The organism is Streptacidiphilus sp. EB129 (genome assembly GCF_041262645.1).
Taxonomy (GTDB): Bacteria; Actinomycetota; Actinomycetes; order Streptomycetales; family Streptomycetaceae; genus Streptacidiphilus.
The window spans coordinates 58,540-81,061 of record NZ_JBGCCS010000024.1; the positions used below are offsets into that span (position 1 = coordinate 58,540).

A 22,522-nucleotide genomic window follows, 5' to 3' on the forward strand; every position below is an offset into this window, starting at 1 on the left:
GCGGCTTGCTCAGAAGGGGAGTGGCCCGCTCAGAACGGGAAGCGGCTGCGTTGGTGCTGGATGGAGATCCACTTGAGGGTGGTGAAGGCCTCGATGGTGGACTCGCCGTTGAGGCGGCCAAGCCCCGAGTGCTTCTCGCCGCCGAAGGCGACGATGGGCTCGTCGGCGATGGTGCCGTCGTTGATGTGGATCATGCCGGTCTCGATCCGCCGGGCCAGCCGTACGCCGCGTTCGACGTCCCCGGTGTGGACGGCCCCGCTCAGGCCGAACGGGGTGTCGTTGGCGATCTCCACGGCCTCGTCCTCGCCGTCGAAGGGGACCACCAGCACCACCGGTCCGAACAGCTCGCGGCTGAGGATCGGGGCGTCCGGCTGCAGGCCGGTGAGCACGGTCGGCGCCATCAGGGTGCCGGTGGTGGCGCCCCTCAGCAGCGCGGTGGCCCCGGCGGCGATCGCCTGGTCCACCTGGGCGGTGATCGCGTCGGCCTGGTTGAGGTTGATCAGCGGGCCGATCTGGGTGCCCGGGTCGCGCGGGTCGCCCACGGTCAGGGTCTCGATCTTGCGGACGAACCGCTCGGTGAACTCCTTCTCCACGCTGCGGTCGACCAGCACCCGGTTGGCGGCCATGCAGACCTGTCCCTGGTGCGCGAAGCGGCTGAACACGGCCGCGTCCACGGCGTAGTCGAGGTCCGCGTCGTCCAGCACGATCAGCGCGCTGTTGCCGCCCAGCTCCAGCACGGTGCGCTTGAAGTGGCCCGCCGCGACCTGGGCGACATGACGGCCGACCTGGTCGGAGCCGGTGAAGGAGATGACCTTGGGCACCGGGTGCTCGATCAGCGCGTCGCCGATCTCGGCGATGTCGGTGACCACCACGTTGAGCAGTCCGGCCGGGAGCCCGGCCTCCTCGAACAGCCGGGCGATCAGGGTTCCGCCGACGATCGGGGTGTTCTGGTGCGGCTTGAGCACCACGCCGTTGCCCAGCGCCAGCGCCGGGGCGACCGCCTTCAGTGACAGGAACAGCGGGAAGTTGAACGGGCTGATCACCCCGACCACGCCGACCGGGAGCCGGTAGAGCCGGTTCTCCTTGCCGTCCACCGGCGAGGGCAGGATCCGCCCCTCGGCGCGCAGCGGCAGCTGCATCGCCTCGCGCAGCATGTCCTTGGAGAGTGCGATCTCAAAGCCCGCCTTGAGCCGGGTGCCGCCGAGTTCATCGATGATGATCTCGGTGATCTCCTCCTCGTGCTCCTCCAGCACCCGCAGCGCGCGCTCGAAGACCAGCCGCCGGGTGTAGGGGTTGACCTCGCTCCACTCGCGCTGCGCCCGTTCGGCGGCCCGGTAGGCCTGGTCCACCTCGTCGACGGTGGCCACGGCTATGGACGCTATCGGTTCGCCGTTGTAGGGGTTGACGTCGATGATCTCCCAGGTGCCCTGTCCGGGGCGCCACTCACCGTCGATGAACTGCTGGGCCAGCTGCTTGAGTTCGACCAACTGCGACATGCGGTGCCTCTCGTGGGATGTGGGTGCGCTGGATCCGGGTGTGGGGTGGAGCCGTTCAAGATCCTGACGGTAGCTCATGGTGCCGTGCTGTCAGCCAGGATGGGGTCGCGGAGCAGCGCGCGGATGAAGTCAGCGGTCTCGGCGCGGGACAGGCAGTCGCTGCCCAGTCGGAGGAACGCGCCGGCGTACTGGACCACTTCCTCCGGCTTGTCCAGGTAGAGCGCGCCGGCGAGCTGTTCCAGATAGACGACCTCGCCCAGCTCGGCCTCGCTGAAGTGCAGCATGGTGAACGAGCCGCCGTCGGGGATCCGGGCGGCCCGGGTCGCCGGGAGCACCCGCAGCACCACCCTGGACCGCTCGTTGAGCTCCAGCAGCCGTTCCAGCTGGGCCCGCAGGACCTCCACCCCGCCGAAGGGCCGACGCAGCACCGCCTCGTCGAGCACCGCGTGGACCTGCGGGGCGCGCTCGGAGACCAGGCGTTTCTGACGCTCCATCCGGAAGCCGACCCGGCGTTCCACGTCCTCCTCCGCGCCGGGGTCGCGGGACTGCGAGATCACCGCGCGGGCGTAGTCCTCGGTCTGCAGCAGCGGGTGGACGAACTGGCAGTCATAGCTGCGGATCAGCTCGGCGGCCTCCTCCAGGCCCACATAGGTCTGGAACCAGGGCGGCAGCACGTCACTGTAACTGTGCCACCAGCCGGCCACGTTGGCCTCGCGGGCCATGTCGAGCAGAGCGGACCGCTCGCTCTCGTCGAGGACGCCGTAGAGGGTGAGCAGGTCCGCGACGTCGCGTTCCTTGAACCCGACCCGGCCGAGCTCCAGCCGGCTGATCTTCGACTCGGATGCCCGGATGTGGTATCCGGCCTGCTCTCTGGTGACTCCGTGCGCTTCACGGAGTCTGCGCAGCTGCGCGCCTAACAGCAGGCGGCGCACCAGGGAGCCGCTGCCCGGCTGAACCGTCGTCATTCGTGAGACCCATACCCCTGGAACAGGTGCGGTGTGCCTCTGCCGGGCTCCGCTTCTGGGGGGTCATCCTGTCATAGTCGTCCAAGACTTGAGCATGCCAACTTCGGACAGGATCAGGTCGGGCCGCATCCCGGGTGGATCTCCGGATGGATCCCCGGGCGGATCCCGGAGCGAACCCGGGTCGGACCGGCACGGAATCGGGCCCGGTCCGGAAGATTCCGGACCGGGCCCGACACAGGTCAGCTCGCCGGCTGTGCGGCGGATGCCGGGTGGTGCGGGCGGCTCAGCTGGGCGGCTCCGTCGCGTGCTTCAGGATGCAGAACGCCCCGCCCCACGGATCCGCCAGCACGGCCATCCGCCCGGGCGGGATGTCCATCGGCGGGACCATGACGGTGCCGCCGGCCTTGACGTGCGCGTTGACCGTGCTGTCGGTGTCGTCCACGGCGAACCAGGCCATCCAGTGCGCGGGCACGTCGGCCGGGAACTGGGCGGCCATGTCCTGCATCCCGCCCACGGTCTTGCCCCCCACGTTCAGCCCGAGGTAGCTGGGCATGTCCGGCAGCGGTTCCGCGGTGATGTCCAGCGCGGCCTTGTAGAAGGCGGACGCGGCCGGGACGTCGCGGGTGTTGCACTCGTTCCAGGTCAGCGTGCCCGGCTCGTTGACCACGGTCGCGCCGAAGAACTCCTTGTGCCCCCACACGCCGAAGACCGCGCCGGTCGGGTCGCTGGCGACGAACATCCGGCCCAGCGGGCCGACGTCCATCGGCGGGAACAGCACCGTGCCGTGCGCGTCGGTGACCCGTTTGGCGGTGGCGTCCGCGTCGTCGCTGGCCAGGTAGGTGGTCCACACGTGCGGCGGCTCGGGGGCGCCCTCGGGCGCCATCGCCGGGCCGATGCCGCAGACCGCGCGGCCCCGGTGCTCCATCACGGCGTAGCCGCCGAACTCGGCCGGGCCCATCTCGCCCTGCCAGCCGAAGAGGTCCTTGTAGAAGTCCATGGCCGCACGCTGGTCCTTGGCCATGAGATCGACCCAGCACGGGGTGCCGGGAGCGTAGGGTGCGTTGATGTCGGGCATGTGATCGCCTCCAGGCGGAAGTCCCCCACGGGGACCACTCTTCACCCGGAGCGACGCAATCGCCACTCGGAGCCACCCCCTTCTACGGGGCGGCGACAGCGAACCAACCAGCGCGTCCATACGTCTAAACGGGTAGACGGTCTATACGGGTAGACGACGGTCCAGGAGAAGTGCCTCATGAACGCACAGCAGTACGCGGACGCCCACAGCCCCGCGGTGCAGGGGATCCCCACGAGCGGCGATCCGGAGCAGGACCACCTGATCGACGAGATCCAGCATCCGGATCTCTACGACGCGCTGCACGACCTCGCCGAGCGCTGCGGCGGTGTCGCTGCGGGGGACGAGCGGGAGCACGGGTGATGATGGTCGTATGCGACTCGACCACGTCTCCTACGCGGTAGGACGGAACAGCTTCGTCGACACCGTCCAGCGCCTCGGCTCCGCGTTGGGCGCGGCCTTCATGGACGGCGGCGTGCACCCACGCTTCGGCACCAGGAACTTCGTGCTCCCGCTGGCCGGCGGCACCTACGTCGAGGTGGTGACCACTCTCGACCACCCCGCTGCCGACCGGGCCCCGTTCGGACGGGCCGTGGCGAAGCGGGCCGAGGAGGGCGGAGGCTGGCTGGGCTGGGTGGTCTCGGTCGACGACATCGGCCCGGTCGAGACCCGGCTGGGCCGCCCGGCGGCCGAGGGGCACCGGGTCCGGCCGGACGGGTTCGACCTGCGCTGGAAGCAGCTGGGCCTGCTGGAGCTGATGGAGGATCCGCAACTGCCGTACTTCCTGCAGTGGTTGGTCGAGCCGGCGGAGATCCCCTCGGCCCAGCCCCGTACCACCACCAGGATCACCGGGCTGACCATCGCCGGCGACTCCAAGGTGATCTCCGACTTCCTGGGCGAGCCGGCCGATCATCCGCTCGACCAGACCGACGTGACCTGGGCGGACGACGAGGAACCCGGGCTGGTCGCGGTGGCCTTCGAGACCGCCAGGGGCCCGGTCACCGTCGAGTAGCAGGTACGGGAACCCGCCCGGCCCCGGTCCGGGACCGGGCGTGGGCGGTCCGGGTCCGCGTTTACTGAACTTTCAGTCGATGATTTCGGTCGTCGGCGACCCGAAGCTGCCCTCCCGCGGTGAACGGGGGTCGATGGGGACCGGGTCGAGTGGCTGAAAATTCAGACAGGAAGGTGTCTTTCCGAGCTGCTCGGGCACGGTAGGGTGCCGCTGTGGCAGACCGTCGAACAGCAATCCTGCAAGCCGCCACGCGGGTCATCGCGCGCCGTGGCGTCCGTGGCCTCCGCGTGGAGGAACTCGCAGCCGAAGCGGGGGTGTCGACCTCGCTGATCTACTACCACTTCACCGACCGTGCGGGGATCCTGCGCCGGACGCTGGAGTTCATCAGCGAACGCGCCGAGCGCTACACCACCGAGCGGGCCCCCGGTGCGCCGCCGCTGGACGCCCGGGCGGAGCTGGAGCAGACCCTGCTGCTGGAACTCCAGGACATCCCGAACGTGCGCGAGAACAGCACGGCCTGGGGAGAGCTGCGCGCCAGCGCGGTCTTCGAGCCGGACCTGCGGGACGACCTGGCCAAGGCCACGCTGGAGTGGGTGCAGGAGATCGCCGAGCTGATGGGACGGGTCCGGCCCACCGCTCCGGCGCCCGCCCACGCCGCGGCGGCCGAGCGACTGACGGCGTTGCTGGAGGGACTGAGCGTGCGCTGGCTCAGCGGCTCCATCCCGCTGGAGCATGCCCGGGGGCTGCTGGAGGAGGCCATCGAGCTGGAGGTGGCCCGGCTCGGCGGCTGACGCCCGGCCGGGCTGACGGCTGGCCGGGCGGGATGACGGCTGGTCAGGCCCCGCTCGGTGCGGGCCCGGTGTCCGCGTCGTCGGCGTCCGTCCGGTCGGGGCCGGCGACGTCGGCGCTCGCCGCGTCGATGCCCACGGCGGTGGTGCCCGCGGTGTCGGTGCCCGCAGCCTCGGTGCCCGCGCCGTGCCGGTGCGGCTGGTCGGTGTGCAGGCTCTCCGTCTCGGTGAGCCTGCGCCCAAGCCGCCGGGCCGTGCCCGGTGCCGCCAGCACCGCGACCACGGCGGCCAGCAGCCAGCCGCCCGATACGACCGGGAACCAGTGCCCCGGGCCGGACGCCGGATAGGGCACCACATTGCGGTAGAGGGTGTAGCCCAGCAGTGCCAGGGCCGCGAGCGGGATGACGACCTGCCACATCGGCACCGGCATCCGACGCTGGACGAAGATCAGCCGGATCGCCCCGACGGTCGTCAGCCCGTAGGCGACCAGCAGGATGAGCGTCCCGATGGTGCCGCCCCAGACGAAGGTGTCCTCGGGGACGGCCGAGAACGCGCCCACGCACAGCCCCACCACCGCCGCCATCGACACGCTGACCAGTACCGCCGAGCGGGCCGGGGTGCCCAGGCCGGAGACCCGGCCCAGGCCGCGGTCGCCGAAGCCGTCCCTGCTCATCGCGAACAGCAGCCGTGCCGAGCCGACCGTACAGGCCAGGCAGCAGCCGAAGGCGCTCACGGTGGCGCCCAGGGTGACCAGATCGCCGACCCAGGAGCTGAGGTAGCCGGTGCCGAGGTCGCCGATCAGCGAAGACGAGGTGCCGAACGCGGCCACGCCGGATTTGTCGGGCCCGAAGCCCATCATCTCGACGGCGGTCACCACGACGAAGAAGGCCCCGCCGAACAGGGTGGTGCCGAGAATCGCCCGGGGGATGTCCCGGCCCGGGTTCAGCGACTCCTCGCCGAGGGTCGAGGCGGCCTCGAAGCCGGCGAAGGACAGGAAGCCGAAGACCACCCCCAGGAACAGCGCGGAGGGCGCGGTGCCCGGCGGCACCGAGAACACCGACAGGGTGAACCGGTGCCCGGCCGGTGCGTTGCCCAGCAGCAGCCGTACCAGTACCACCGCGCTGACGGTCAGGATCAGTGCGACGGTCGCGCCCTCCACCGTCAGCAGCACGTTGGTGCCGCGCCTGACTGATGCCACGGTCAGCCAGCAGGCGAGCACCAGCACCACGCCGGTGAGGATGAAGGGCGCGTCCGTGGGCGGGTTCGACCACAGGCCGGTGCGCTGCAGGAAGGACATGCCGAAGATGCCCACCACGGAGGAGGTGGTGACGCCGTAGAAGAGGTACGTGCCGACCAGCCCCCAGCCGGCCACCACGCCGGTACGCGGCCCGAGGGTCGCGCCGACGAACGCGTACACGGAGCCCGCATGGTGGTAGTACTGGCACAGCCGGACGAAGACGTACGCCACCAGCAGCACGCCGACGGCGGCGATCAGGAACGCCAGCGGGACTGCTCTGCCCACGCTCGGCGCCGCCGCCTGCGGGTTGATGTTGACCGCCATGCTGGGCGCCATCAGGGCCATCGACAGGCCCACCGCCTGCCAGACGTTGAGGGTCCGGCGCAGGCCGGTCTCCGGTGAGCGGTCGGTGGGTGCGGTCAGGGTGGAGTCGGCCATGCCAGGGGTCCCTTCCGTCGGTGCACGCGTTTCGAGTGTCCCCGCGGTGGCGCACCGGCGTAAGGGGCGCGACCGCGGTGCCCGAACATCCGTACGGCACGGGCGCCGTGGCTGACGGCTGCTGATGACGTGATCTCAGAGTCCGTACAGTCGCCTGGAGTTGTCGGCGCCGATGAGTGCGGCCAGGCGGTCGCTGTCGGGGGCCGGGCAGCCGGTCGCGTGCAGGGCGGCGGTCCAGGCGGCGACGGCGTCACGGAAGGCGGCCACGCCGACCACGTACAGCTCGGGCAGGCCGAAGGCGTCCGTGGAGAACAGCACCTTGCCGTAGGGGGCCAGTTCGAGGGTCTCGGCCAGCACCGGCCTGGCTCCGAGCCCGGTATGACCGAGGGTCAGCCCGAGGTCGCAGTACACGTGCGGAAAGGACTGCGCCAGCCACGCCGCCTGGCGGTGGTAGGGGTAGCAGTGCAGCAGCACCAGCGGGACACCGTGGGGTTCGACCGCGCGGACGAAGTCGGTCAGCAGCGAGGGGTCGGCCCGGTGCAGGGTGAGGTCAGGGTCGCCGAAGCCGGTGTGCAGCTGGATCGGCAGGCCGAGGTCGACCGCCGTCCAGAGCAGGTGGCGCAGCAGTACCGGATGGTCGAGGCGCAGCGAACCGTGCCGTTCCGCTGCGCTCAGGTACTCGCTCGCGGCATTGGCGACCTCGGCCGGGGCCGGGCGGGTGGCGGTGATGTCCAGGCCGTGCCGGTAGGCGAGGACGGACTTGACCGCGACGGCCCGGCGGTCCCGAACCGCCGCCGCGAGCGCGGCGTCGACCTGGCCGGCCCAGGTCGCGGCGCTGCTTCCGGGCGAGGCCTGCTCGGCGATCTGCTCCAGCCGGACCACCTCGCGCACCGCCGATCCGGAGGCGGTCGCGAAGCCGTCCAGCGACAGCAGGGCCGCACCGGCCGCCGTGTCGAGGCCGGTGTCGATGCAGCAGGTCTCCAGACCCGCGCCGCGCAGCAGCCGGCGGGTGCTCTCGGCCGGCCCCAACTCCCGTCGCCGGTCCAGGTAGTCGCCCGGGGAGGGGTAGGGGTCCAGGTCCAGCAGCGGTGGGCACCAGCGGCGGACGGCGAGGCCGAGGGAGCTGTCCCAGGGGCTGGTGCCGTCCGCGGGGGGCCGGTCCGACTCGGTGAGCAGCGAGGCGAAGGCCGGGTCCGGGAGGTCGTCGTGGACGACACTGTGGCAGTGCTGGTCGATCAGCCGCATGGGTCCTGGCCTCCGCTGCTCAGTAGCGCCAGCGGGTGGCGGCGCTGATCTGCTCCGCGCTCTGGCCCGCGAACAGTTCGACCTCGGCCTGCCGGACCGCGCGCACCGCCTCGAAGAGCGTCTCGCCGAGCGCGTCGGCCAGCAGCTCGGACCGCTCATAGGCTGACAGTGCGTCAGCCAGCGACTGCGGCAGGCGCGGTGGCGGGGAGTCCAGCAGTGCGGGGTCGCCCTCGACCTCCGGCGGCAGCGTCGCACCGGAGTCGACGCCCGCGAGTCCGGCCGCGATCACTCCGCCGACGGCCAGGTAGGGGTTGGCCGCGCCGTCGAAGCACTTCACCTCGGCGTTGGCGGCCGGCCGTGATCCGGCGATCAGCCGCAGTGCCGCCTCCCGGTTCTCCAGGCCCCAGCACTGGTACGCCCCGGCCCAGTGCGAGGGCACCAGCCGCAGGTAGCTGGCCACGCCCGGCGCGCCCAGTGCGAGCAGCGCGGGCAGGGCCGCCAGCACACCGCCGAGGAAGGCCTCGCCCTCCTTGCCGAGCCCGTGCCGGCCGTCGCCGCCGGACATCAGGTTGACGTCGTCGCGCCAGGCGCTGAGGTGCAGATGGGCGCCGTTGCCCACGCTTCCGGCCTGGACCGAGGGGGCGAACGAGGCCCGCAGGCCGTGCCGCGCCGAGACCGCGCGGATCGTCTGCCGGACCAGGACCGTGCTGTCCGCCGCGCCGACCGGGTCCTCGGCCGCGATGGACACCTCGAACTGCCCTGCGGCATACTCCGGATGGATCTGCTGGACGTCCAACTGCTGCTCCTCCAGGGCCTGCAGGACGTCGCGCAGGTAGTCGGACAGGTCGGTGAACCGGTGCAGCCCGTAGGCGGGGCCGTCGGTGGGGCTGCTGCCGTCCGGCGTCTGCACCACCCACTCCACCTCGTAGGCGGCCTGGAAGGTCAGCCCGCGCGACAGGGCCCGGTCGGCCATCCGCTTGGCGAACCGGCGCTGGCAGGCCGGGTGTGGGGTGCCGTCCTGCCGGTAGCGGTCGGCCGGGGCCCAGGCCCAGCCGGGCTGGGCGGCCAGGGGCACGGCGCGGTCGAGGTCGGGGAAGAGCCGAAGATCACCGCCCGGTCCGCCGAGCAGCCTGCTGGTGGTGACGGAGTCGTCGACCAGGAAGACGTCGAAGACCGGCGACATGCCCACGCCGAGCCGTACCGCCTCGGTCAGCCGCCGCAGCGGCACCGCCTTCATCCGGGCGATGCCGGCGTTGTCCACCCAGCTCAGCGCCAGTCCGACGACGCCCTCGGCGCTCAGCCGCGCGGCCGTCAGCCGGGCCTGCGCGGCCTCCTCGTCATCCATGCCCGCCATCGTCTCCCGGCGGGCGCGTGGGGCGTAAGACCCCGCGCGGGTGGTTCCGAGTGCGCGGGAAAGGACTTGCGTTGATTAGGGAGCTAAGCTCATTATTAGCTGGAATAAAGGTGCGCCGTGCGAGTGTTCTGCTCGTGTCGGCCTGCCACCGACCATCCGTCGCCTGCCTTCCGGAGTCGCCCATGAGAGCGCCAGGACCTGACTGGACACCCCCCACCCGCGACGCCGGCACACCCCGCCGGCCCGCCCAGTGGCGCCGCATCCTGCGCCTGTTCCACCCGTACCGCGGCAAGCTGCTCGCCGTCGGGGTGTTCGTCGGCCTGTCCTCGCTGGTCTCGGTCGCCTCGCCGTTCCTGCTGCGGGCGATCCTGGACGACGCGATCCCGCAGCGCCGTACCGGGCTGCTCAGCCTGCTCGCGCTCGGCATGATCGCGATCGCCGTCGCCAACTCGGTGTTCAACGTCCTGCAGACCTACCTGAGCACCAGCGTCGGGCAGCGGGTCATGCACGACCTGCGCACCGGCGTGTACGCCCATCTGCAGCGGATGCCGCTGGCCTTCTTCACCCGCACCCGCACCGGCGAGGTGCAGTCCCGGATCGCCAACGACATCGGCGGCATGCAGTCCACCGTCACCAGCACCGCCACCTCGCTGGTCTCCAACCTCACCACCGTCATCGCCACCGTGATCGCCATGGTCGCGCTGGACTGGCGGCTGACCGTGGTCTCGCTGCTGCTGCTCCCGCTGTTCGTCTGGATCAGCCGCCGGGTCGGCAACGAGCGCCGCAAGATCGCCACGGAACGGCAGAAGCAGCTGGCGGCCATCTCCTCGATCATGCAGGAGTCGCTCTCGGTCAGCGGCATCCTGCTCGGCCGCACCATGGGCCGCTCGCGCGCGCTCAGCGCCGACTTCGCGGGCGAGTCCGACGCGCTGGCGGAGCTGGAGGTCCGGGCGGACATGGCCGGCCGCTGGCGCCAGTCGACCATCCAGATCGTGATGGCGGCCATGCCCGCGGTGATCTACTGGGCCGCCGGACTGGCCGGCAGCGGCGGCGCCACGGTGTCCATCGGCACTCTGGTGGCCTTCACCACGCTGCAGCAGAACCTGTTCCGGCCCACCGTGCAACTGCTCCAGGTGGGCGTGTCGGTCCAGGTCTCGCTGGCGCTGTTCCAGCGCATCTTCGAGTACCTCGACCTGGTCCCGGACATCACCGAACGCCCCGACGCCCGGGCACTGCCGGTACGGGAGCGGCGCGGCGAGGTCCGCTTCCACGACGTCGGCTTCCGCTACGACCCGGCCCAGGCCCGCCCCACGCTGGAGGGCATCGACCTGACCGTGCCGGCCGGCAGCAGCCTGGCCGTGGTCGGCGAGACCGGCTCCGGCAAGACCACCCTCAGCTACCTGGTGCCCCGGCTCTACGACGTGACGCACGGTCAGGTCAGCATCGACGGGGTCGACGTGCGCGACCTCGCCTTCGAGGCGCTGGCCGACGCGGTCGGCGTGGTCTCCCAGGAGACCTACCTGTTCCACGCCTCCGTCGCCGACAACCTGCGCTTCGCCAAGCCGGACGCGACCGACGAGGAGTTGTACGCCGCCGCGCGGGCGGCGCAGATCCACGATCACATCGCCGCCCTCCCGGACGGCTACGACACCATGGTCGGCGAGCGCGGCTACCGGTTCTCCGGCGGCGAGAAGCAGCGCCTGGCCATCGCCCGCACCATCCTGCGCGACCCGCCGGTACTGGTCCTGGACGAGGCGACCAGCGCCCTGGACACCCAGACCGAACAGGCCGTCCAGCAGGCCCTGGACCACCTCTCCGCCGGACGTACCACGATCACCATCGCGCACCGGCTCTCCACCGTCCGCGACGCCGACCAGATCGTCGTCCTGGAGCGGGGCCGGGTCGCCGAACGCGGCACGCACGACGAGCTGCTGGCCCTCGGCGGCCACTACGCCGCACTGGTCTCCCGCGACGGCACGCTGGTCACCGCCGCGCCCTGACCGCCCGGGCCGCGGCGGGCGCACCGGTCAGCCGAAAGCGTCGGCGAAGGCGGCCCGGTTCGCGGACGGGGTGGCGCGGTCCCAGACGGCGAAGACCACCTCGTCGAAGGCGGTGCCGTACCGGCCGCCGGGCCGCAACTGCTGCCGGAAGGCCGCCGCCACCTCCGTCGGATCGTTGCGGAACACCCCGCATCCCCAGGCGCCGAGCACCAGCCGCCGGACGCCGTGGTGCGCCGCGACGGCCAGCACCCGGCCGGCCCTGCGGCGCAGCGCCGCGCGGATCCGGTCGCCCGCATCCGGGTCGCGGCGGAGCACCTGGCCGGCGTTGGGGGCGGGCGAGGTCAGGAAGGAGACCGGGCAGGGCTCCGCCAGCAGCCGTCCGTCGTCGCCCCGGTGCACCGGCACCCGAGGAGACCAGATCACCCGGTCGCTGTAGAGGAGGTTGGTGCTGGCCCGGTGCGCCTCGTAGTACTCGGGCGCCTGGATCAGGCAGGAGTACAGCAGCGCCTGCCGGCACAGGTCCTCCTCCTGGGCCTTCGCGCCGCCCAGGTAGCCGCCGCCGGGGTTGCGCGCGGAGGCGAAGTTCAGCACCGCGACCTCGCCGGGACCGCCCCCGCACATCCGCCGCGCCGCCTGCAGACTGGACTCCGCCGTCACCTCGAAGCTTGTCGCCGCCCCGTCCGCCGCGCCGGTCGTGCCCGTCGTGATCGCCGCCGCGGGCGGGTCGAGCCGGTCGTCCGGCTGGTGGCAGCGGGTCCCGGCCGCCGCGGCGTCCAGCGCGGTCCGGATCGAGACCTCGGTGCCGTCCTCGGTCCGGTAGTGCCCCTCGGCGGCGATCTGCTCGTTGAGGGTCGCGATATCACGCATCCTGGTACTCATAGGCCCGCAGGCTAGAACGTCGCGGCGGCTCGGTCGAGCGCAATTCCGGCGCCGGGCGGGCGAGTTCCGTGCTCAGCGCACCACCACGGTCACCTGCCAGGCCCTGCCGTCCGGGGAGTGGCTACTGAGGACCGAGGTGCCGGGCACGGCGCCGACGAAGACGCCCGGGGTGACCCCGAGCGGCGCGGTCAGCACGCCGGTGTTGCCGGGGCTGAGCACGGCGGAGTCCGAACTGGCGACCTCGGCCCACCGGTCGCTCTGCGGGGCGGTGGTGTTCGGCGCGGTGAGGAAGACGTCGATGCTCTGGCCCACGGGCAGGCAGAACGCTCCGGTGGAGGTCTGGTCCAGGGTCCCGGCGGAGTGCGGGAGTACGGCCGGCGCCGGCGGCTTGCAGGCCGGTGGCGGCGTCGTGGCGGCCGCCGCGGTGACGTCGGACCCACCGCCCGAACAGCCCGCGGTCAGGGCCGCGACCGCGAGCAGGACCAGGACCGACGCCGAGCGGCGGGACCGGCTGCGATGCGTCCGGCTGCGAGGTGTCGGGCTGCGATGTCCCAAGAAGGGACGCGGGCGGCGGGCGGCGGCTGCGGCGGGGGTGGACGGCGTCACGGGGGACCCTTCGCGCGGGGCTGGAGCGGGTGCTGCCGCGACCCCTGGGGACGACCCGGGGACCGCGGCAGCGGTTCGGTGTGACCGGACTTTCGGTCAGTGCTGGTTGCTCGCACTGGTGTAGGAGGTGACGCACCCTCCGGCGCCACCGCTGAAGTTGTTGCTCCACAGCGACTGGACGGCGTAGTTGGTGCCGTTCAGCGAGGTGATCGAGGAGGCACCCTGGCCGCTGGAGATCCAGGCGCACTTGTCGCCGGTCTCGGCACCGGTCGAGTCGACCCAGCCGCTGCTGGGCGCCGGGTCGGTCAGGGTCTCGGCGTACTCGTGACCGCCGACGATGGTGACGCCCTCGGTCGCGCCGCTCACGCCGCTGCTGCCGGTGGCGACGAAGTTGGCGCCGCAGCCGGACCCGGCGTCGGTGATGTAGGGGAAGTTGGTGTAGGGCAGGTCGGCGCCGGACGCGGTGGTGGTGTGGTCGTGCCAGGCGCAGTACTGGGTCTTGAAGCCGCTGGGCACGGAGCCGTGCGGGACGTCGACGATGATCTGGACGTTGTCGCCGGAGACGCCGAAGTGCGCGGCGGCCTTGACGGCTTCGGCCGCGATGGCGGCGTCGGAGGGGGTGCGCGAGGTCTTGGCGGAGCTGTCGAGCCAGGTGCCGCCGACGGGGTTCGCGGCCGGGTGGCCGACCGCCGTGCCGGCGCCGTTGCACTGCGTGGTGCCGACCGCGACGCCCTCGCAGTACTGCGTCTGCGAGTTGGTGAAGCTGTCGCCACTGCCGTAGGCGTGCTGGAAGAAGGACAGTTGCAGCTTCGCCTCGCCGGAGGCGTCGTTCGTCACCGTGGAGCCGGTGCCCCACTGGTTGCCCCAGTAGACGATGTAGACCGTCGGGTGGGTGACGACGTTCCCGCCGCCGTACGCCAGGTTGTTGCCGGACGCGGCGGCCGCGGCGTTGGCGTGCGCACCGTGGGTGCGCATGTGGTGGCTGAGCGGGGTGGTCGCGTTGGCCGGGGCGGCGGCCAGCAGGCCGGACGTGGCGAGCGCGGCGGCGGAGGCGGCGACGAGAGCCGCCTTGCGGTAGCGGGAGGAACGGCCGGCGGTGACGGAACGCAGCAACGTAGTGCCCTTCGAGTGGGGTCTGTCGACGGGGCGGTGCGGTGGGGCCCGGCGGAGCCCGGCGGGGTGTGCTGGGCGGGTGGGGGTGCCGTGCCCGGTATTTCCGGATAGCGCTGAACCTGAGCGGGAATGGTTCACAGGACCTTCACGGCATTGGCGGCACTATGTGCCACCACACCAAGTGGTTTCTGCTGGATGAGAACGTAGCCAGGGCTCAGATCGGGGTCAAGAGGGTGGTTCTCGGCCATCGTGTTCCCTGCTGGGGGCTGCTGTGGCAGTCCGGGCTCCAATAATTCCCGATTATTACTGGAATTCCCTCGACAGGACTGGATGGCTCCGTTCCGCATCTGCCGGCATTTGCCCGGGCATTCCTACGCGCGTAGCTCGTGCTATTTCCCCGGGAGATTTCCGGAATTCCTGCGGGCCGAGGAGGGGTAGACCCCGAGGTCGCGGGGGTGGCGCGCCGGGAAACATCGGCATGTACACCGAAAGGCGGGCGGGTGGGCGCCGTGCGAACGGTGGGATTCCGCTGGGGATTGTTTCGCGTTCGACCTGCCGCGGTCCGCCATGGACCGGTGTCGCCACACGCACGACGACCGGCCGGCTCCTGAGGAGCCGGCCGGTCGGGTGGGGCGAAATACTGACTGAGCGTCAGGTGCCGGTGCTGGTCGGACGGTGGTCCGGCCGGGCGGTGGTACCGGTCAGATGCTGAGGGTCTGGCCGGGCAGGATCAGGTTCGGGTTGCCGCCGATGGTGGCGTGGTTGGCCGTGAACAGGGCGTCCACGCTGGTGCCGTGGGCCGCGGCGATGGCACTGAGGGTGTCGCCGGCCCGGACGGTGTAGCTGCCGGCGGAGGCCTTCGCGGTGGCGGGGGCGGCAGCCGCCGCGGTGGTGACCGGGGAGGTGGTGGCAGGCGCGGCCGGGGCGTCGGCGGCGCCGCCGCTGGTGGTGTTGCTGCTCGGGGTGGTGCCGGCTGTGCTGGTGGTGTCGACGGTGGCGGGGCTGCCGCCGGCGGTCAGGCCGGCCGTGGCGCCGCAGGTCGGCCGGGCGCCGGGGCCCTGGGCGGCCAGGACGTTCTCGGTGACGGCGATCTGCCGGCCCTGGCTGGCCTGGTCCGCGCTGGCGGCGTACTGGGTGCCGCCGAAGGCCGCCCAGGTGGACGGGGTGAACTGCAGGCCGCCGGAGAAGCCGTTGCCGGTGTTCGCCGCCCAGTCGCCGCCGCTCTGCGGTGGTCTGAGCCCCGGTGGGGACCAAGGTCCCCACCGGGGCCCTGCCAAAGTCCTGCCAAAGTCCCGCCGAGGTCTGCGCCCGGCGGCCGGTGAGGTCCTCCGCGAGGTTTCCGCAGCGGTCACCGGCCGCGCAGGGCGGGGTGTTCGGCGACGACCGTGCACGAGCCCGGCGCGATCTCGGTGAAGCCCGCGTCGCGGACCAGCGGCAGCCCCGAGGCGGTGAGTTCGGCCCAGCGCTCGACAGGCGCGGTCCGTACCGCGAGCGGGAAGCCGGCGTCGCGCCAGGCCGCGCGGTCCGCGTCGGACAGCGCCCACCAGGCCAGCTGCGCGCCGTGCCCGGCCTGCGCCATGGCCTTGCCGGTCGACATCGCGACGGCGGGGTCGGGATTCAGCCATAGCACCGGGACGCCGGGGTCGGGCTCGGCGGGCGGCTCAGGATCGGTCAGCTCGGTGCCGGACACCTGCAGCTTCACCAGCTCGCGCGGCCAGCCGTCCAGCGGCACCGGCGGGAACACCCGTACTTCGGCGGACTTGCCGGTGAGGGTGATCCCCGGGAGTTCGGCGGCCCGCAGCCACTCCGAGCCGCGCGCACGCCGGACGACCTTTCGGATCCGGGCGTCCTGCCAGTCCCGGACGGCCTGGGCCCACTCGCCGTCGACCTCACCGCCGTCGACCTCCCCGCCGTCCGCGTCCGCGCCGTCCGTGCCGGTGGCGGGGCGCGAGCCGGAGCGTTCGTCGGAGAGCAGCGCCAGCACCGCGCGGGCCGCCGTCTCCAGGGCGTCGGTGTGGGCGGGCGGGTCGTTGCGTTCGATCCGCACCAGGAGCGGGAGCACGAACTGGGGCGCGGCGTCGCGGTCGTCCGCGCGGTCGACGAAAGGATTGCTGCTGGTCACCGTCACAGTCTGCCAGCCCCCTCGGACACGGTCGGCGGGGCCCGGAGTCGGGGCCCGGAGGCGTCGCGGGCCGCCAGGCCGTACCGTGACGGGACAGCGTCGGGAGAACGAGGGGTCGCGACAGGTGACGGACAAGCACAAAACCGGCAAGCAACACGGTGGTACGTCGAAGAAGCCCGCCGGCGACGCGGCCGAGCAGGCCCCCGCCAAGCTTCCACGCAAGCCCTACGAGCAGGAACTCGAACGGCTGCAGGGGGAGTTGGTGGTGCTGCAGGAGTGGGTCCGCAGCACCGGCGCCCGGGTCGTGGTGGTCTTCGAGGGCCGGGACGCGGCGGGCAAGGGCGGTGCGATCAAGCGGGTCTCCGAGTACCTCAGCCCGCGCGTCGCCCGGATCGCCGCCCTGCCCGCGCCGACCGAACGGCAGCGCGGTCAGTGGTACTTCCAGCGCTACGTGGAGCAGTTGCCCGCCGCAGGTGAGATCGTGCTGTTCGACCGCAGCTGGTACAACCGGGCCGGAGTCGAGCGGGTCATGGGCTTCTGCACCCAGGACGAGTACCACCGTTTCCTGCACCAGTGCCCCATCTTCGAGCGGATGCTGGTCGAGGACGGCGTGCATCTGCTCAAGTACTGGTTCTCGGTGAGCGACACCGAGCAGGAGCGGCGGTTCCGGGCCCGGCGCGACGATCCGATGCGCCGCTGGAAGCTCTCCACCATGGACCTGGAGTCCATCACCCGTTGGGAGGACTACTCCCGGGCCAAGGACGAGATGTTCGTGCACACCGACATCCCGGAGGCACGCTGGCACGTGGTCGAGAGCGAGGACAAGCGGCGGGCCCGGATCAACATGATCGCGCACCTGCTCTCCGCCGTCCCCTACCACGCGGTCCCGAGCGAGCCGCTGTCCTTCCCGAAGCGTCCGGCCCCACGCGGCTACCAGCGGCCCCCGCGCGACGAGCAGCTCTACGTCCCCGATCACGCCGCACAGATCATCGACGGGTAGCTGCGGCGTCCGCGCGGACGGGGCGTTCCGTCGGCGGCGCGGCCCGCTGCCAGTGCCGGCTCGCGGGTCGTCGCCGTCCGGCGCGGGAGGAGCAGCACTCGCTGTTCTGACGGGCGGCGCACCCGTCGCACGTCACGGGGCCCGGCCGATGCGGCCGGGCCCCGCGCTGTTGGCGTGTGCCGCTCAGACGCCGCTCGCGCGAAGCATCTCCTCGCGCGGCACGATCTTCACCCGCTCGCGGCCCTCGGCCTCGCCCCGCGCGCGCTCGGCCGCGTCCAGCGCGTACCAGCCGTCCCAGGTGGTGTAGCGGACGCCGTGCTCCGCGAGGAACGCGGTCACCGCGTCCTCCTCGGGCGCGGACGGGGTGCGCAGCAGGCCGGCCCGGTGGTCGGCGAGCAGGTTGGCGACCGTCTCGTTGGCGTCGCCCTTGGTGTGTCCGATCAGGCCCACCGGACCGCGCTTGATCCAGCCGGTGACGTAGGTCGAGGGCAGCTGCTCGTCGCCCTCGACGACCCGCCCGGCCTGGTGCGGGACGGTTCCGGCCAGGGTGTCGAACGGCAGCTTCGGCAGTTCCTCGGACAGGTAGCCGACCGCGCGGTAGACCGACTGCACGTCCCAGTCGTGGAACTCGCCGGTGCCGACGACATTGCCGGTCCCGTCCAGCCGGGTGCGCTCGGTGCGCAGGCCGACCACTCGGCCGTCCTCGCCGAGGACCTCGGTGGGGGACTCGAAGAAGTGCAGGAACAGCTTGTGCGGGCGGTCGCCGACATCGCGGATCGCCCAGTTCTCCAGGGTCGAGGCGACCATGTCGGCCTGCTTGCTGGCGCGCCGGGTGGCGATGCTGCCGTCGTCGTAGTCGATGTCCTCGGGGTTGACGATGACCTCGATGGTGGGCGAGTGGTCCAGCTCGCGCAGCTCCATCGGGCTGAACTTCGCCTGGGCCGGGCCGCGCCGTCCGAAGACGTGCACCTCGACGACCTTGTTCGCGGCCAGCCCGTCGTAGACGTTCGGCGGGATCTCGGTGGGCAGCAGCTCGTCCGCGGTCTTGGCGAGGATCCGGGCCACGTCGAGGGCGACGTTGCCGACGCCCAGGACGGCGACCTTCTCCGCGTCCAGCGGCCACTCGCGCGGCACGTCGGGGTGGCCGTCGAACCAGGAGACGAAGTCGGCGGCGCCGTAGGAGCCGTCGAACTCGATCCCGGGTATGTCGAGCGCGCGGTCGGCGCTGGCGCCGGTGGAGAAGATTACGGCGTCGTAGAACTGGTGCAGGTCGTCCAGGCTGATGTCGCCCGGGTAGTCGACGTTGCCGAACAGGCGGATCTGCGGCTTGTCCAGGACCTGGTGCAGGGCGGTGACGATGCCCTTGATCCGGGGGTGGTCCGGGGCCACGCCGTAGCGGATCAGACCGAAGGGGGCCGGCATGCGCTCGAACAGGTCGATGGAGACGCCGGGGTCCTGGGCGGCGTCGGACTTCATCAGAGCGTCGGCGGCGTAGATCCCGGCGGGGCCGGCTCCCACGATCGCGACCCGCAGCTGTCGAGGCATGAAGGGCTTCCTTTCAGCAACACCTGGAATGATCGACAGTAACCGACGCAGGTCGGCGGCCTGCCGCCGTTGCCCGCCTGAGCTGCGGCGGAGAGTGTGGCGATCATCACAGAATGCGGCTGCGGAGCCGCTCAGCCCACGGCCACGGCCTGGTCGTAGAGGGCCTGGACGCCGGAGCCGAAGAGCGCGGTGTAGGAGACGTCCGGGGTGTCGCCGCCGGTCTGGTAGCCGCCGATCACGCCCATCACGGCCCCGGACCCGGTGGTCGGGTTGTAGTCCGATATCCAGCCGCTGCCGCTGGTGCCGTCGGTGTAGCCGGTGCAGTAGACGGTGAGCTGGGTGGCGCTGAACGCCGAGCTCGCCCCGGTGCAGCTGATCGGCTCGTTCGTGGTGCCCGGGTAGCCGGTGATCTGGACCTGGGCGCTGCTGGTCCCCGCGGTGTCCAGGCTGTACGCGCCGACGACGGACTCCAGAGTCCGTCCGTTCAGCGGCTTCACCAGGGCGAAGGCCACGTCGTCGTCCGGGTTCTGGCTGCCGGTCCAGGCGGAGTCCTCCAGCACTTGTGAGATCTGCCACTCGCCGTACGGGGCGCTGCCGTCCCGGTAGGCGGGGACGAACGTGGCGCTGCCCGAGCCGCCGGCCAGGCAGTGCGCGGCGGTCACGATCATGTCGCCGGCCGGGCTGTCCACCACGCTGGCGGTGCAGTTGTGGCCGGACGCGAGACTGCCCTGGAACACCGCGCCGACCTGGCTGGGCTGCTGGTCCTGCGCCAGGGTGAGGGTCTGCCCGTCGGGGGTGGTCGGCGGCGCGTCGACCTTCGCGGCCGGTGCGGCCGAGGCGGGGGCCGGGCCGGTGCCGGTGCCGGCGACCGGGCCGGAGGGCACCGCCGCCGGGGCCGTCGCGGACGGCCTGACCATGGCGCCGGTGCCGCTGGAGCCCTTCGCGGCGGACGGGCTCCTGCTGCTCCGCGCCGAGGCGGTCGGCTTCGCGGTCGCGGAGGGGATCGGCTCGCTGGAGGAGGCGTCCACCGCCCGCAGCAGCCGGCTCGCGCTCACCCCGCCCGCGGTGGTCGCCGCGACGAAGCTGCCGGTGCCCAGCAGCACCGCCAGGGACACGCCGGCCGCGATCCGACGCCGCGTGGCGAGGCGGGCCGTACGGGCCCCTGGCTCAACTTCCGTCCCTGATTCGGCGTCTGGCATGTAGCGCTCCTTACCCCAAAGGCAGAAAAGGCACGCTCCGAGGGATGAGCGGTGCCGATTGCCTGCTAGCGATGATGCGAGCGGGCCGTGAAGGAGCTGTGGGAGGTTCCTGAGAGCTTCATGAGTCCCGGGAATGTGTTCTGTGCACCCTCGACAGATACCTCTTACTGAGAGCTAAAATGACCGTATGGGTAATCAGGAGCCGGTCGAGGATGTGGCCGAAGTCCTGGTCGGCGTGCAACGGTTGATCCGCCGCCGACTGCGCCGGGATCTGGCCGGGCCCCGCCTGCGTGGGGCGCAGGTGGAGCTGTTGCGGCTGGTCCTGGCGCAGCCCGGGATCGGGGTCTCCGGCGCGGCCAGGGAACTGCACCTCGCCGGGAACTCCGTCTCCACACTGGTCAACCAGCTGGTCTCGGTCGGCCTGCTGACCCGCGAGCCGGATCCGCAGGACCGTCGGGCGGTCCGGCTCACCGTCACCCGGGAGGCGGTCACCCGGCTCGGCGACTGGGACGCCCGGCGCAGCGCCCTGGTCCGTGAGCAGGTCGCCGGACTCGCCCCGGAGGACCAGGCGGCCATCGCCGCCGCGCTGCCCTCGTTGCGCAGGCTCGCCGCCGGCCTGCACGCGGACCTGGAGGCGCCATGAGCGGGGACCACGTCGTGAGCGGGGTCGACGTCGTGATTGGGGACGGTATGAGCAGCGGCGATCAGGACGGGACGGCGGCGGTCCGGTGCACCGGACTCAGCTACTCCTTCGGCGCGACCAGGGCTGTGGACGGCATGGACCTGACCGTCCGGGCCGGGGAGGTCTTCGGCCTGCTCGGACCGAACGGGGCGGGCAAGACCACGGCGATCCGCGCCGTCACCACGCTGCTGCCGGTGCCGGCCGGGATGATCCACGTCTTCGGCCATGACACCGCCGTCGAGAAGATGGCCGTGCGCCGGCTGCTGGGCTACGTGCCGCAGCAGCTGTCCGCCGACGCCGGGCTGACCGGACGGGAGAACGTCGCCCTGTTCGCGCGGGTCTTCGACGTCCCGCGCCGGGAGCGGGCCGAGCGGGTCGCCGAGGCGCTGGCGGCGGTGTCGCTCACCGAGGCCGCGGACCGGCTCGCCGGGACCTTCTCCGGCGGCATGATCCGCCGGCTGGAGCTGGCCCAGGCACTGGTCAGCGCGCCCCGGCTGCTGATCCTGGACGAGCCGACGATCGGCCTGGACCCGATCGCGCGCACCAGCGTCTGGGACCGGATCGGCGAGATCCGCCGGGCCACCGGGATGACCGTGCTGGTCACCACCCACTACATGGACGAGGCGGAGCACTACTGCGACCGGGTCGCGCTGATGCACCGAGGCCGGATCCGCGCCGTCGGTACCCCCGAGCGCCTGAAGGCCGACCTGATGGAACAGCTCAGGGCGCAGCAGCCGCAGGGCGCCGGCGAGCCGGCCGCCCCGACGCTGGAGGACGTGTTCCGCCACCACGCCGGCAGTGGCCTGCAGGGCACTGCCGCCAACGGCCAGGATGAAGGGGAGAGCTTCCGCGATGTCCGTCGTACCCGCAACACCGCCAGTCGCGTCGGCTGAGGCCGCCGGTCCACCGCCGGTGCTGAAGCTGCTGCTGGTCCCGCCGCAGCCGCGCAGCCGGTGGCGGGTGCTGCCGGCCCGGGTCGGCGCGATGTGCGCGGTGGAGCTGCAGAAGCTGCGCCACGACCGCACCGAGCTCTACACCCGCGCGGTGCAGCCGGCGCTGTGGCTGCTGATCTTCGGCGAGACCTTCAACCGGATCCACGCCATCCCCACCGGCGGAACCCCGTACCTGGACTTCCTGGCGCCCGGCATCATCGCCCAGTCCGCGATGTTCATCGCCATCTTCTACGGCATCATGATCATCTGGGAGCGGGACTCCGGCGTCCTCACCAAACTGCTGGTCACCCCGACGCCGCGGGCCGCCCTGGTCACCGGCAAGGCCTTCGCGGCCGGGGTGAAGGCGGTGATCCAGGCCCTGGTGGTGGTGGTCTTCGCCGCGGTCCTCGGCGTGGGCATGACCTGGAACCCGCTGAAGCTGATCGCCGTGGCCGCGGTGGTGGTGCTCGGCGGGGCGTTCTTCTCCTGCCTGTCGATGACCATCGCCGGGATCGTGCTGACCCGCGACCGGCTGATGGGCATCGGCCAGGCCATCACCATGCCGTTGTTCTTCAGCTCCAGTGCGCTCTACCCGGTCTCGATCATGCCCGGCTGGCTGCAGGCCGTCAGCAAGGCCAACCCGCTGAGCTACCAGGTCGACGCACTGCGCGGACTGCTGCTCGGCAGCCCGGCGCATCTGCTGACCGACATGACCGTCCTGGTCGTGGCGGCCGCGCTGGGCATCGCCGCCGCCTCCTCCCTGCTGGGCCGGCTGGCGAAGTAACGCCCGGCGGGTGGCCGTAGAGTCGGGGTGTGGCCGAAGCCAGTTGCGTTGGC

The 22,522-nt window shown here is 72.0% G+C and carries 21 protein-coding genes; 8 read left to right on the top strand and 13 right to left on the bottom strand.

Features of this window, described 5'->3' with window-relative positions:
* Nucleotides 1-29: 29 nt before the first annotated feature.
* The 3 genes from ABH925_RS25950 to ABH925_RS25960 all read right to left on the bottom strand — a co-directional run bounded on the left by ABH925_RS25950 (nt 30) and on the right by ABH925_RS25960 (nt 3,536).
* Entirely contained in the window at nt 30-1,496 is a 1,467-nt protein-coding gene (locus ABH925_RS25950) for an aldehyde dehydrogenase family protein (protein WP_370151329.1), read from the bottom strand.
* Between the two features lie 74 nt (nt 1,497-1,570).
* The gene (locus ABH925_RS25955) at nt 1,571-2,461 is read right to left on the bottom strand and encodes a helix-turn-helix domain-containing protein (RefSeq protein ID WP_370151330.1); all 891 of its coding nucleotides are present in this window, start codon (nt 2,459-2,461) and stop codon (nt 1,571-1,573) included.
* Nucleotides 2,462-2,744: 283 nt separating this feature from the next.
* The gene (locus ABH925_RS25960; RefSeq protein ID WP_370151331.1) at nt 2,745-3,536 is read right to left on the bottom strand and encodes a VOC family protein; all 792 of its coding nucleotides are present in this window, start codon (nt 3,534-3,536) and stop codon (nt 2,745-2,747) included.
* A gap of 177 nt (nt 3,537-3,713) precedes the next feature.
* On the opposite strand from ABH925_RS25960, the gene ABH925_RS25965 reads away from it, so the two are divergent.
* The 3 genes from ABH925_RS25965 to ABH925_RS25975 all read left to right on the top strand — a co-directional run bounded on the left by ABH925_RS25965 (nt 3,714) and on the right by ABH925_RS25975 (nt 5,336).
* Nucleotides 3,714-3,896, top strand: a complete 183-nt coding sequence (locus ABH925_RS25965) for a hypothetical protein (protein ID WP_370151332.1) — start codon at nt 3,714-3,716, stop codon at nt 3,894-3,896.
* Nucleotides 3,897-3,906: 10 nt separating this feature from the next.
* Complete coding sequence (locus ABH925_RS25970; RefSeq protein WP_370151333.1) at nt 3,907-4,545, top strand: VOC family protein; 639 nt, start codon at nt 3,907-3,909, stop codon at nt 4,543-4,545.
* A gap of 212 nt (nt 4,546-4,757) precedes the next feature.
* Entirely contained in the window at nt 4,758-5,336 is a 579-nt protein-coding gene (locus ABH925_RS25975; protein ID WP_370151334.1) for a TetR/AcrR family transcriptional regulator, read from the top strand.
* A 43-nt stretch (nt 5,337-5,379) separates the two neighbouring features.
* Here ABH925_RS25975 and ABH925_RS25980 read toward each other — a convergent pair whose 3' ends face one another.
* The 3 genes from ABH925_RS25980 to ABH925_RS25990 all read right to left on the bottom strand — a co-directional run bounded on the left by ABH925_RS25980 (nt 5,380) and on the right by ABH925_RS25990 (nt 9,598).
* Entirely contained in the window at nt 5,380-7,008 is a 1,629-nt protein-coding gene (locus ABH925_RS25980) for an APC family permease (protein ID WP_370151335.1), read from the bottom strand.
* A gap of 135 nt (nt 7,009-7,143) precedes the next feature.
* Entirely contained in the window at nt 7,144-8,253 is a 1,110-nt protein-coding gene (locus ABH925_RS25985; RefSeq protein WP_370151336.1) for an amidohydrolase family protein, read from the bottom strand.
* 19 nt (nt 8,254-8,272) lie between these two features.
* Nucleotides 8,273-9,598 carry a glutamine synthetase gene (locus ABH925_RS25990; RefSeq protein WP_370151337.1) on the bottom strand — a complete coding sequence of 442 codons (1,326 nt, stop codon included), beginning with the start codon at nt 9,596-9,598 and terminating at the stop codon, nt 8,273-8,275.
* 191 nt (nt 9,599-9,789) lie between these two features.
* On the opposite strand from ABH925_RS25990, the gene ABH925_RS25995 reads away from it, so the two are divergent.
* Nucleotides 9,790-11,607 carry an ABC transporter ATP-binding protein gene (locus ABH925_RS25995; RefSeq protein WP_370151339.1) on the top strand — a complete coding sequence of 606 codons (1,818 nt, stop codon included), beginning with the start codon at nt 9,790-9,792 and terminating at the stop codon, nt 11,605-11,607.
* 27 nt (nt 11,608-11,634) lie between these two features.
* Here ABH925_RS25995 and ABH925_RS26000 read toward each other — a convergent pair whose 3' ends face one another.
* The 5 genes from ABH925_RS26000 to ABH925_RS26020 form a co-directional block, all read right to left on the bottom strand.
* On the bottom strand, nt 11,635-12,486 hold the full coding sequence (locus ABH925_RS26000; RefSeq protein WP_370151340.1) for a TIGR02452 family protein: 852 nt from the start codon (nt 12,484-12,486) through the stop codon (nt 11,635-11,637).
* A gap of 72 nt (nt 12,487-12,558) precedes the next feature.
* The gene (locus ABH925_RS26005) at nt 12,559-13,092 is read right to left on the bottom strand and encodes a hypothetical protein (protein WP_370151341.1); all 534 of its coding nucleotides are present in this window, start codon (nt 13,090-13,092) and stop codon (nt 12,559-12,561) included.
* A 96-nt stretch (nt 13,093-13,188) separates the two neighbouring features.
* The gene (locus ABH925_RS26010) at nt 13,189-14,205 is read right to left on the bottom strand and encodes a hypothetical protein (RefSeq protein WP_370151342.1); all 1,017 of its coding nucleotides are present in this window, start codon (nt 14,203-14,205) and stop codon (nt 13,189-13,191) included.
* 701 nt (nt 14,206-14,906) lie between these two features.
* On the bottom strand, nt 14,907-15,482 hold the full coding sequence (locus ABH925_RS26015) for a transglycosylase family protein (RefSeq protein WP_370151343.1): 576 nt from the start codon (nt 15,480-15,482) through the stop codon (nt 14,907-14,909).
* Between the two features lie 71 nt (nt 15,483-15,553).
* Complete coding sequence (locus ABH925_RS26020; protein ID WP_370151344.1) at nt 15,554-16,333, bottom strand: peptidyl-tRNA hydrolase; 780 nt, start codon at nt 16,331-16,333, stop codon at nt 15,554-15,556.
* Between the two features lie 118 nt (nt 16,334-16,451).
* Between ABH925_RS26020 and ppk2 the strand changes: the two genes are divergently transcribed.
* Nucleotides 16,452-17,327, top strand: a complete 876-nt coding sequence (ppk2, locus tag ABH925_RS26025; protein ID WP_370151345.1) for a polyphosphate kinase 2 — start codon at nt 16,452-16,454, stop codon at nt 17,325-17,327.
* 183 nt (nt 17,328-17,510) lie between these two features.
* Here the strand turns inward: ppk2 and ABH925_RS26030 are convergent, their stop codons facing one another.
* Entirely contained in the window at nt 17,511-18,872 is a 1,362-nt protein-coding gene (locus ABH925_RS26030) for an FAD-dependent oxidoreductase (protein WP_370151346.1), read from the bottom strand.
* A 131-nt stretch (nt 18,873-19,003) separates the two neighbouring features.
* Nucleotides 19,004-20,071: a serine protease gene (locus ABH925_RS26035; RefSeq protein WP_370151347.1), complete on the bottom strand. Its 1,068-nt coding sequence runs from the start codon at nt 20,069-20,071 to the stop codon at nt 19,004-19,006.
* A gap of 187 nt (nt 20,072-20,258) precedes the next feature.
* On the opposite strand from ABH925_RS26035, the gene ABH925_RS26040 reads away from it, so the two are divergent.
* Genes ABH925_RS26040 through ABH925_RS26050 form a run of 3 tightly spaced genes read left to right on the top strand, consistent with a single transcriptional unit; the run spans nt 20,259 to nt 22,469 of the window.
* A complete protein-coding gene (locus ABH925_RS26040) occupies nt 20,259-20,714 on the top strand; it encodes a MarR family winged helix-turn-helix transcriptional regulator (RefSeq protein WP_370151348.1) in 456 nt (151 codons plus the stop codon).
* A 47-nt stretch (nt 20,715-20,761) separates the two neighbouring features.
* A complete protein-coding gene (locus ABH925_RS26045) occupies nt 20,762-21,646 on the top strand; it encodes an ATP-binding cassette domain-containing protein (RefSeq protein ID WP_370151404.1) in 885 nt (294 codons plus the stop codon).
* Nucleotides 21,606-22,469 (top strand): ABC transporter permease, encoded by an 864-nt coding sequence (locus ABH925_RS26050; RefSeq protein ID WP_370151349.1) that lies wholly within the window; start codon nt 21,606-21,608, stop codon nt 22,467-22,469. Before ABH925_RS26045 ends, ABH925_RS26050 begins: the two co-directional genes overlap by 41 nt.
* Nucleotides 22,470-22,522: the final 53 nt, after the last annotated feature.

Bases quoted from the DNA above. Each gene is read 5' to 3' on its own strand.
- ABH925_RS25985 (WP_370151336.1), bottom strand. From the start codon at position 8,253: ATGCGGCTGATCGACCAGCACTGCCACAGTGTCGTCCACGACGACCTC.
- ABH925_RS25955 (WP_370151330.1), bottom strand. From the start codon at position 2,461: ATGACGACGGTTCAGCCGGGCAGCGGCTCCCTGGTGCGCCGCCTGCTG.
- ABH925_RS25995 (WP_370151339.1), top strand. From the start codon at position 9,790: ATGAGAGCGCCAGGACCTGACTGGACACCCCCCACCCGCGACGCCGGC.
- ABH925_RS26045 (WP_370151404.1), top strand. From the start codon at position 20,762: ATGAGCAGCGGCGATCAGGACGGGACGGCGGCGGTCCGGTGCACCGGA.
- ABH925_RS26000 (WP_370151340.1), bottom strand. From the start codon at position 12,486: ATGAGTACCAGGATGCGTGATATCGCGACCCTCAACGAGCAGATCGCC.
- ABH925_RS25990 (WP_370151337.1), bottom strand. From the start codon at position 9,598: ATGGATGACGAGGAGGCCGCGCAGGCCCGGCTGACGGCCGCGCGGCTG.
- ABH925_RS25970 (WP_370151333.1), top strand. From the start codon at position 3,907: ATGCGACTCGACCACGTCTCCTACGCGGTAGGACGGAACAGCTTCGTC.
- ABH925_RS25980 (WP_370151335.1), bottom strand. From the start codon at position 7,008: ATGGCCGACTCCACCCTGACCGCACCCACCGACCGCTCACCGGAGACC.
- ABH925_RS25965 (WP_370151332.1), top strand. From the start codon at position 3,714: ATGAACGCACAGCAGTACGCGGACGCCCACAGCCCCGCGGTGCAGGGG.
- ABH925_RS26030 (WP_370151346.1), bottom strand. From the start codon at position 18,872: ATGCCTCGACAGCTGCGGGTCGCGATCGTGGGAGCCGGCCCCGCCGGG.
- ABH925_RS26040 (WP_370151348.1), top strand. From the start codon at position 20,259: ATGGGTAATCAGGAGCCGGTCGAGGATGTGGCCGAAGTCCTGGTCGGC.
- ABH925_RS26050 (WP_370151349.1), top strand. From the start codon at position 21,606: ATGTCCGTCGTACCCGCAACACCGCCAGTCGCGTCGGCTGAGGCCGCC.
- ABH925_RS26035 (WP_370151347.1), bottom strand. From the start codon at position 20,071: ATGCCAGACGCCGAATCAGGGACGGAAGTTGAGCCAGGGGCCCGTACG.
- ABH925_RS25950 (WP_370151329.1), bottom strand. From the start codon at position 1,496: ATGTCGCAGTTGGTCGAACTCAAGCAGCTGGCCCAGCAGTTCATCGAC.
- ABH925_RS25960 (WP_370151331.1), bottom strand. From the start codon at position 3,536: ATGCCCGACATCAACGCACCCTACGCTCCCGGCACCCCGTGCTGGGTC.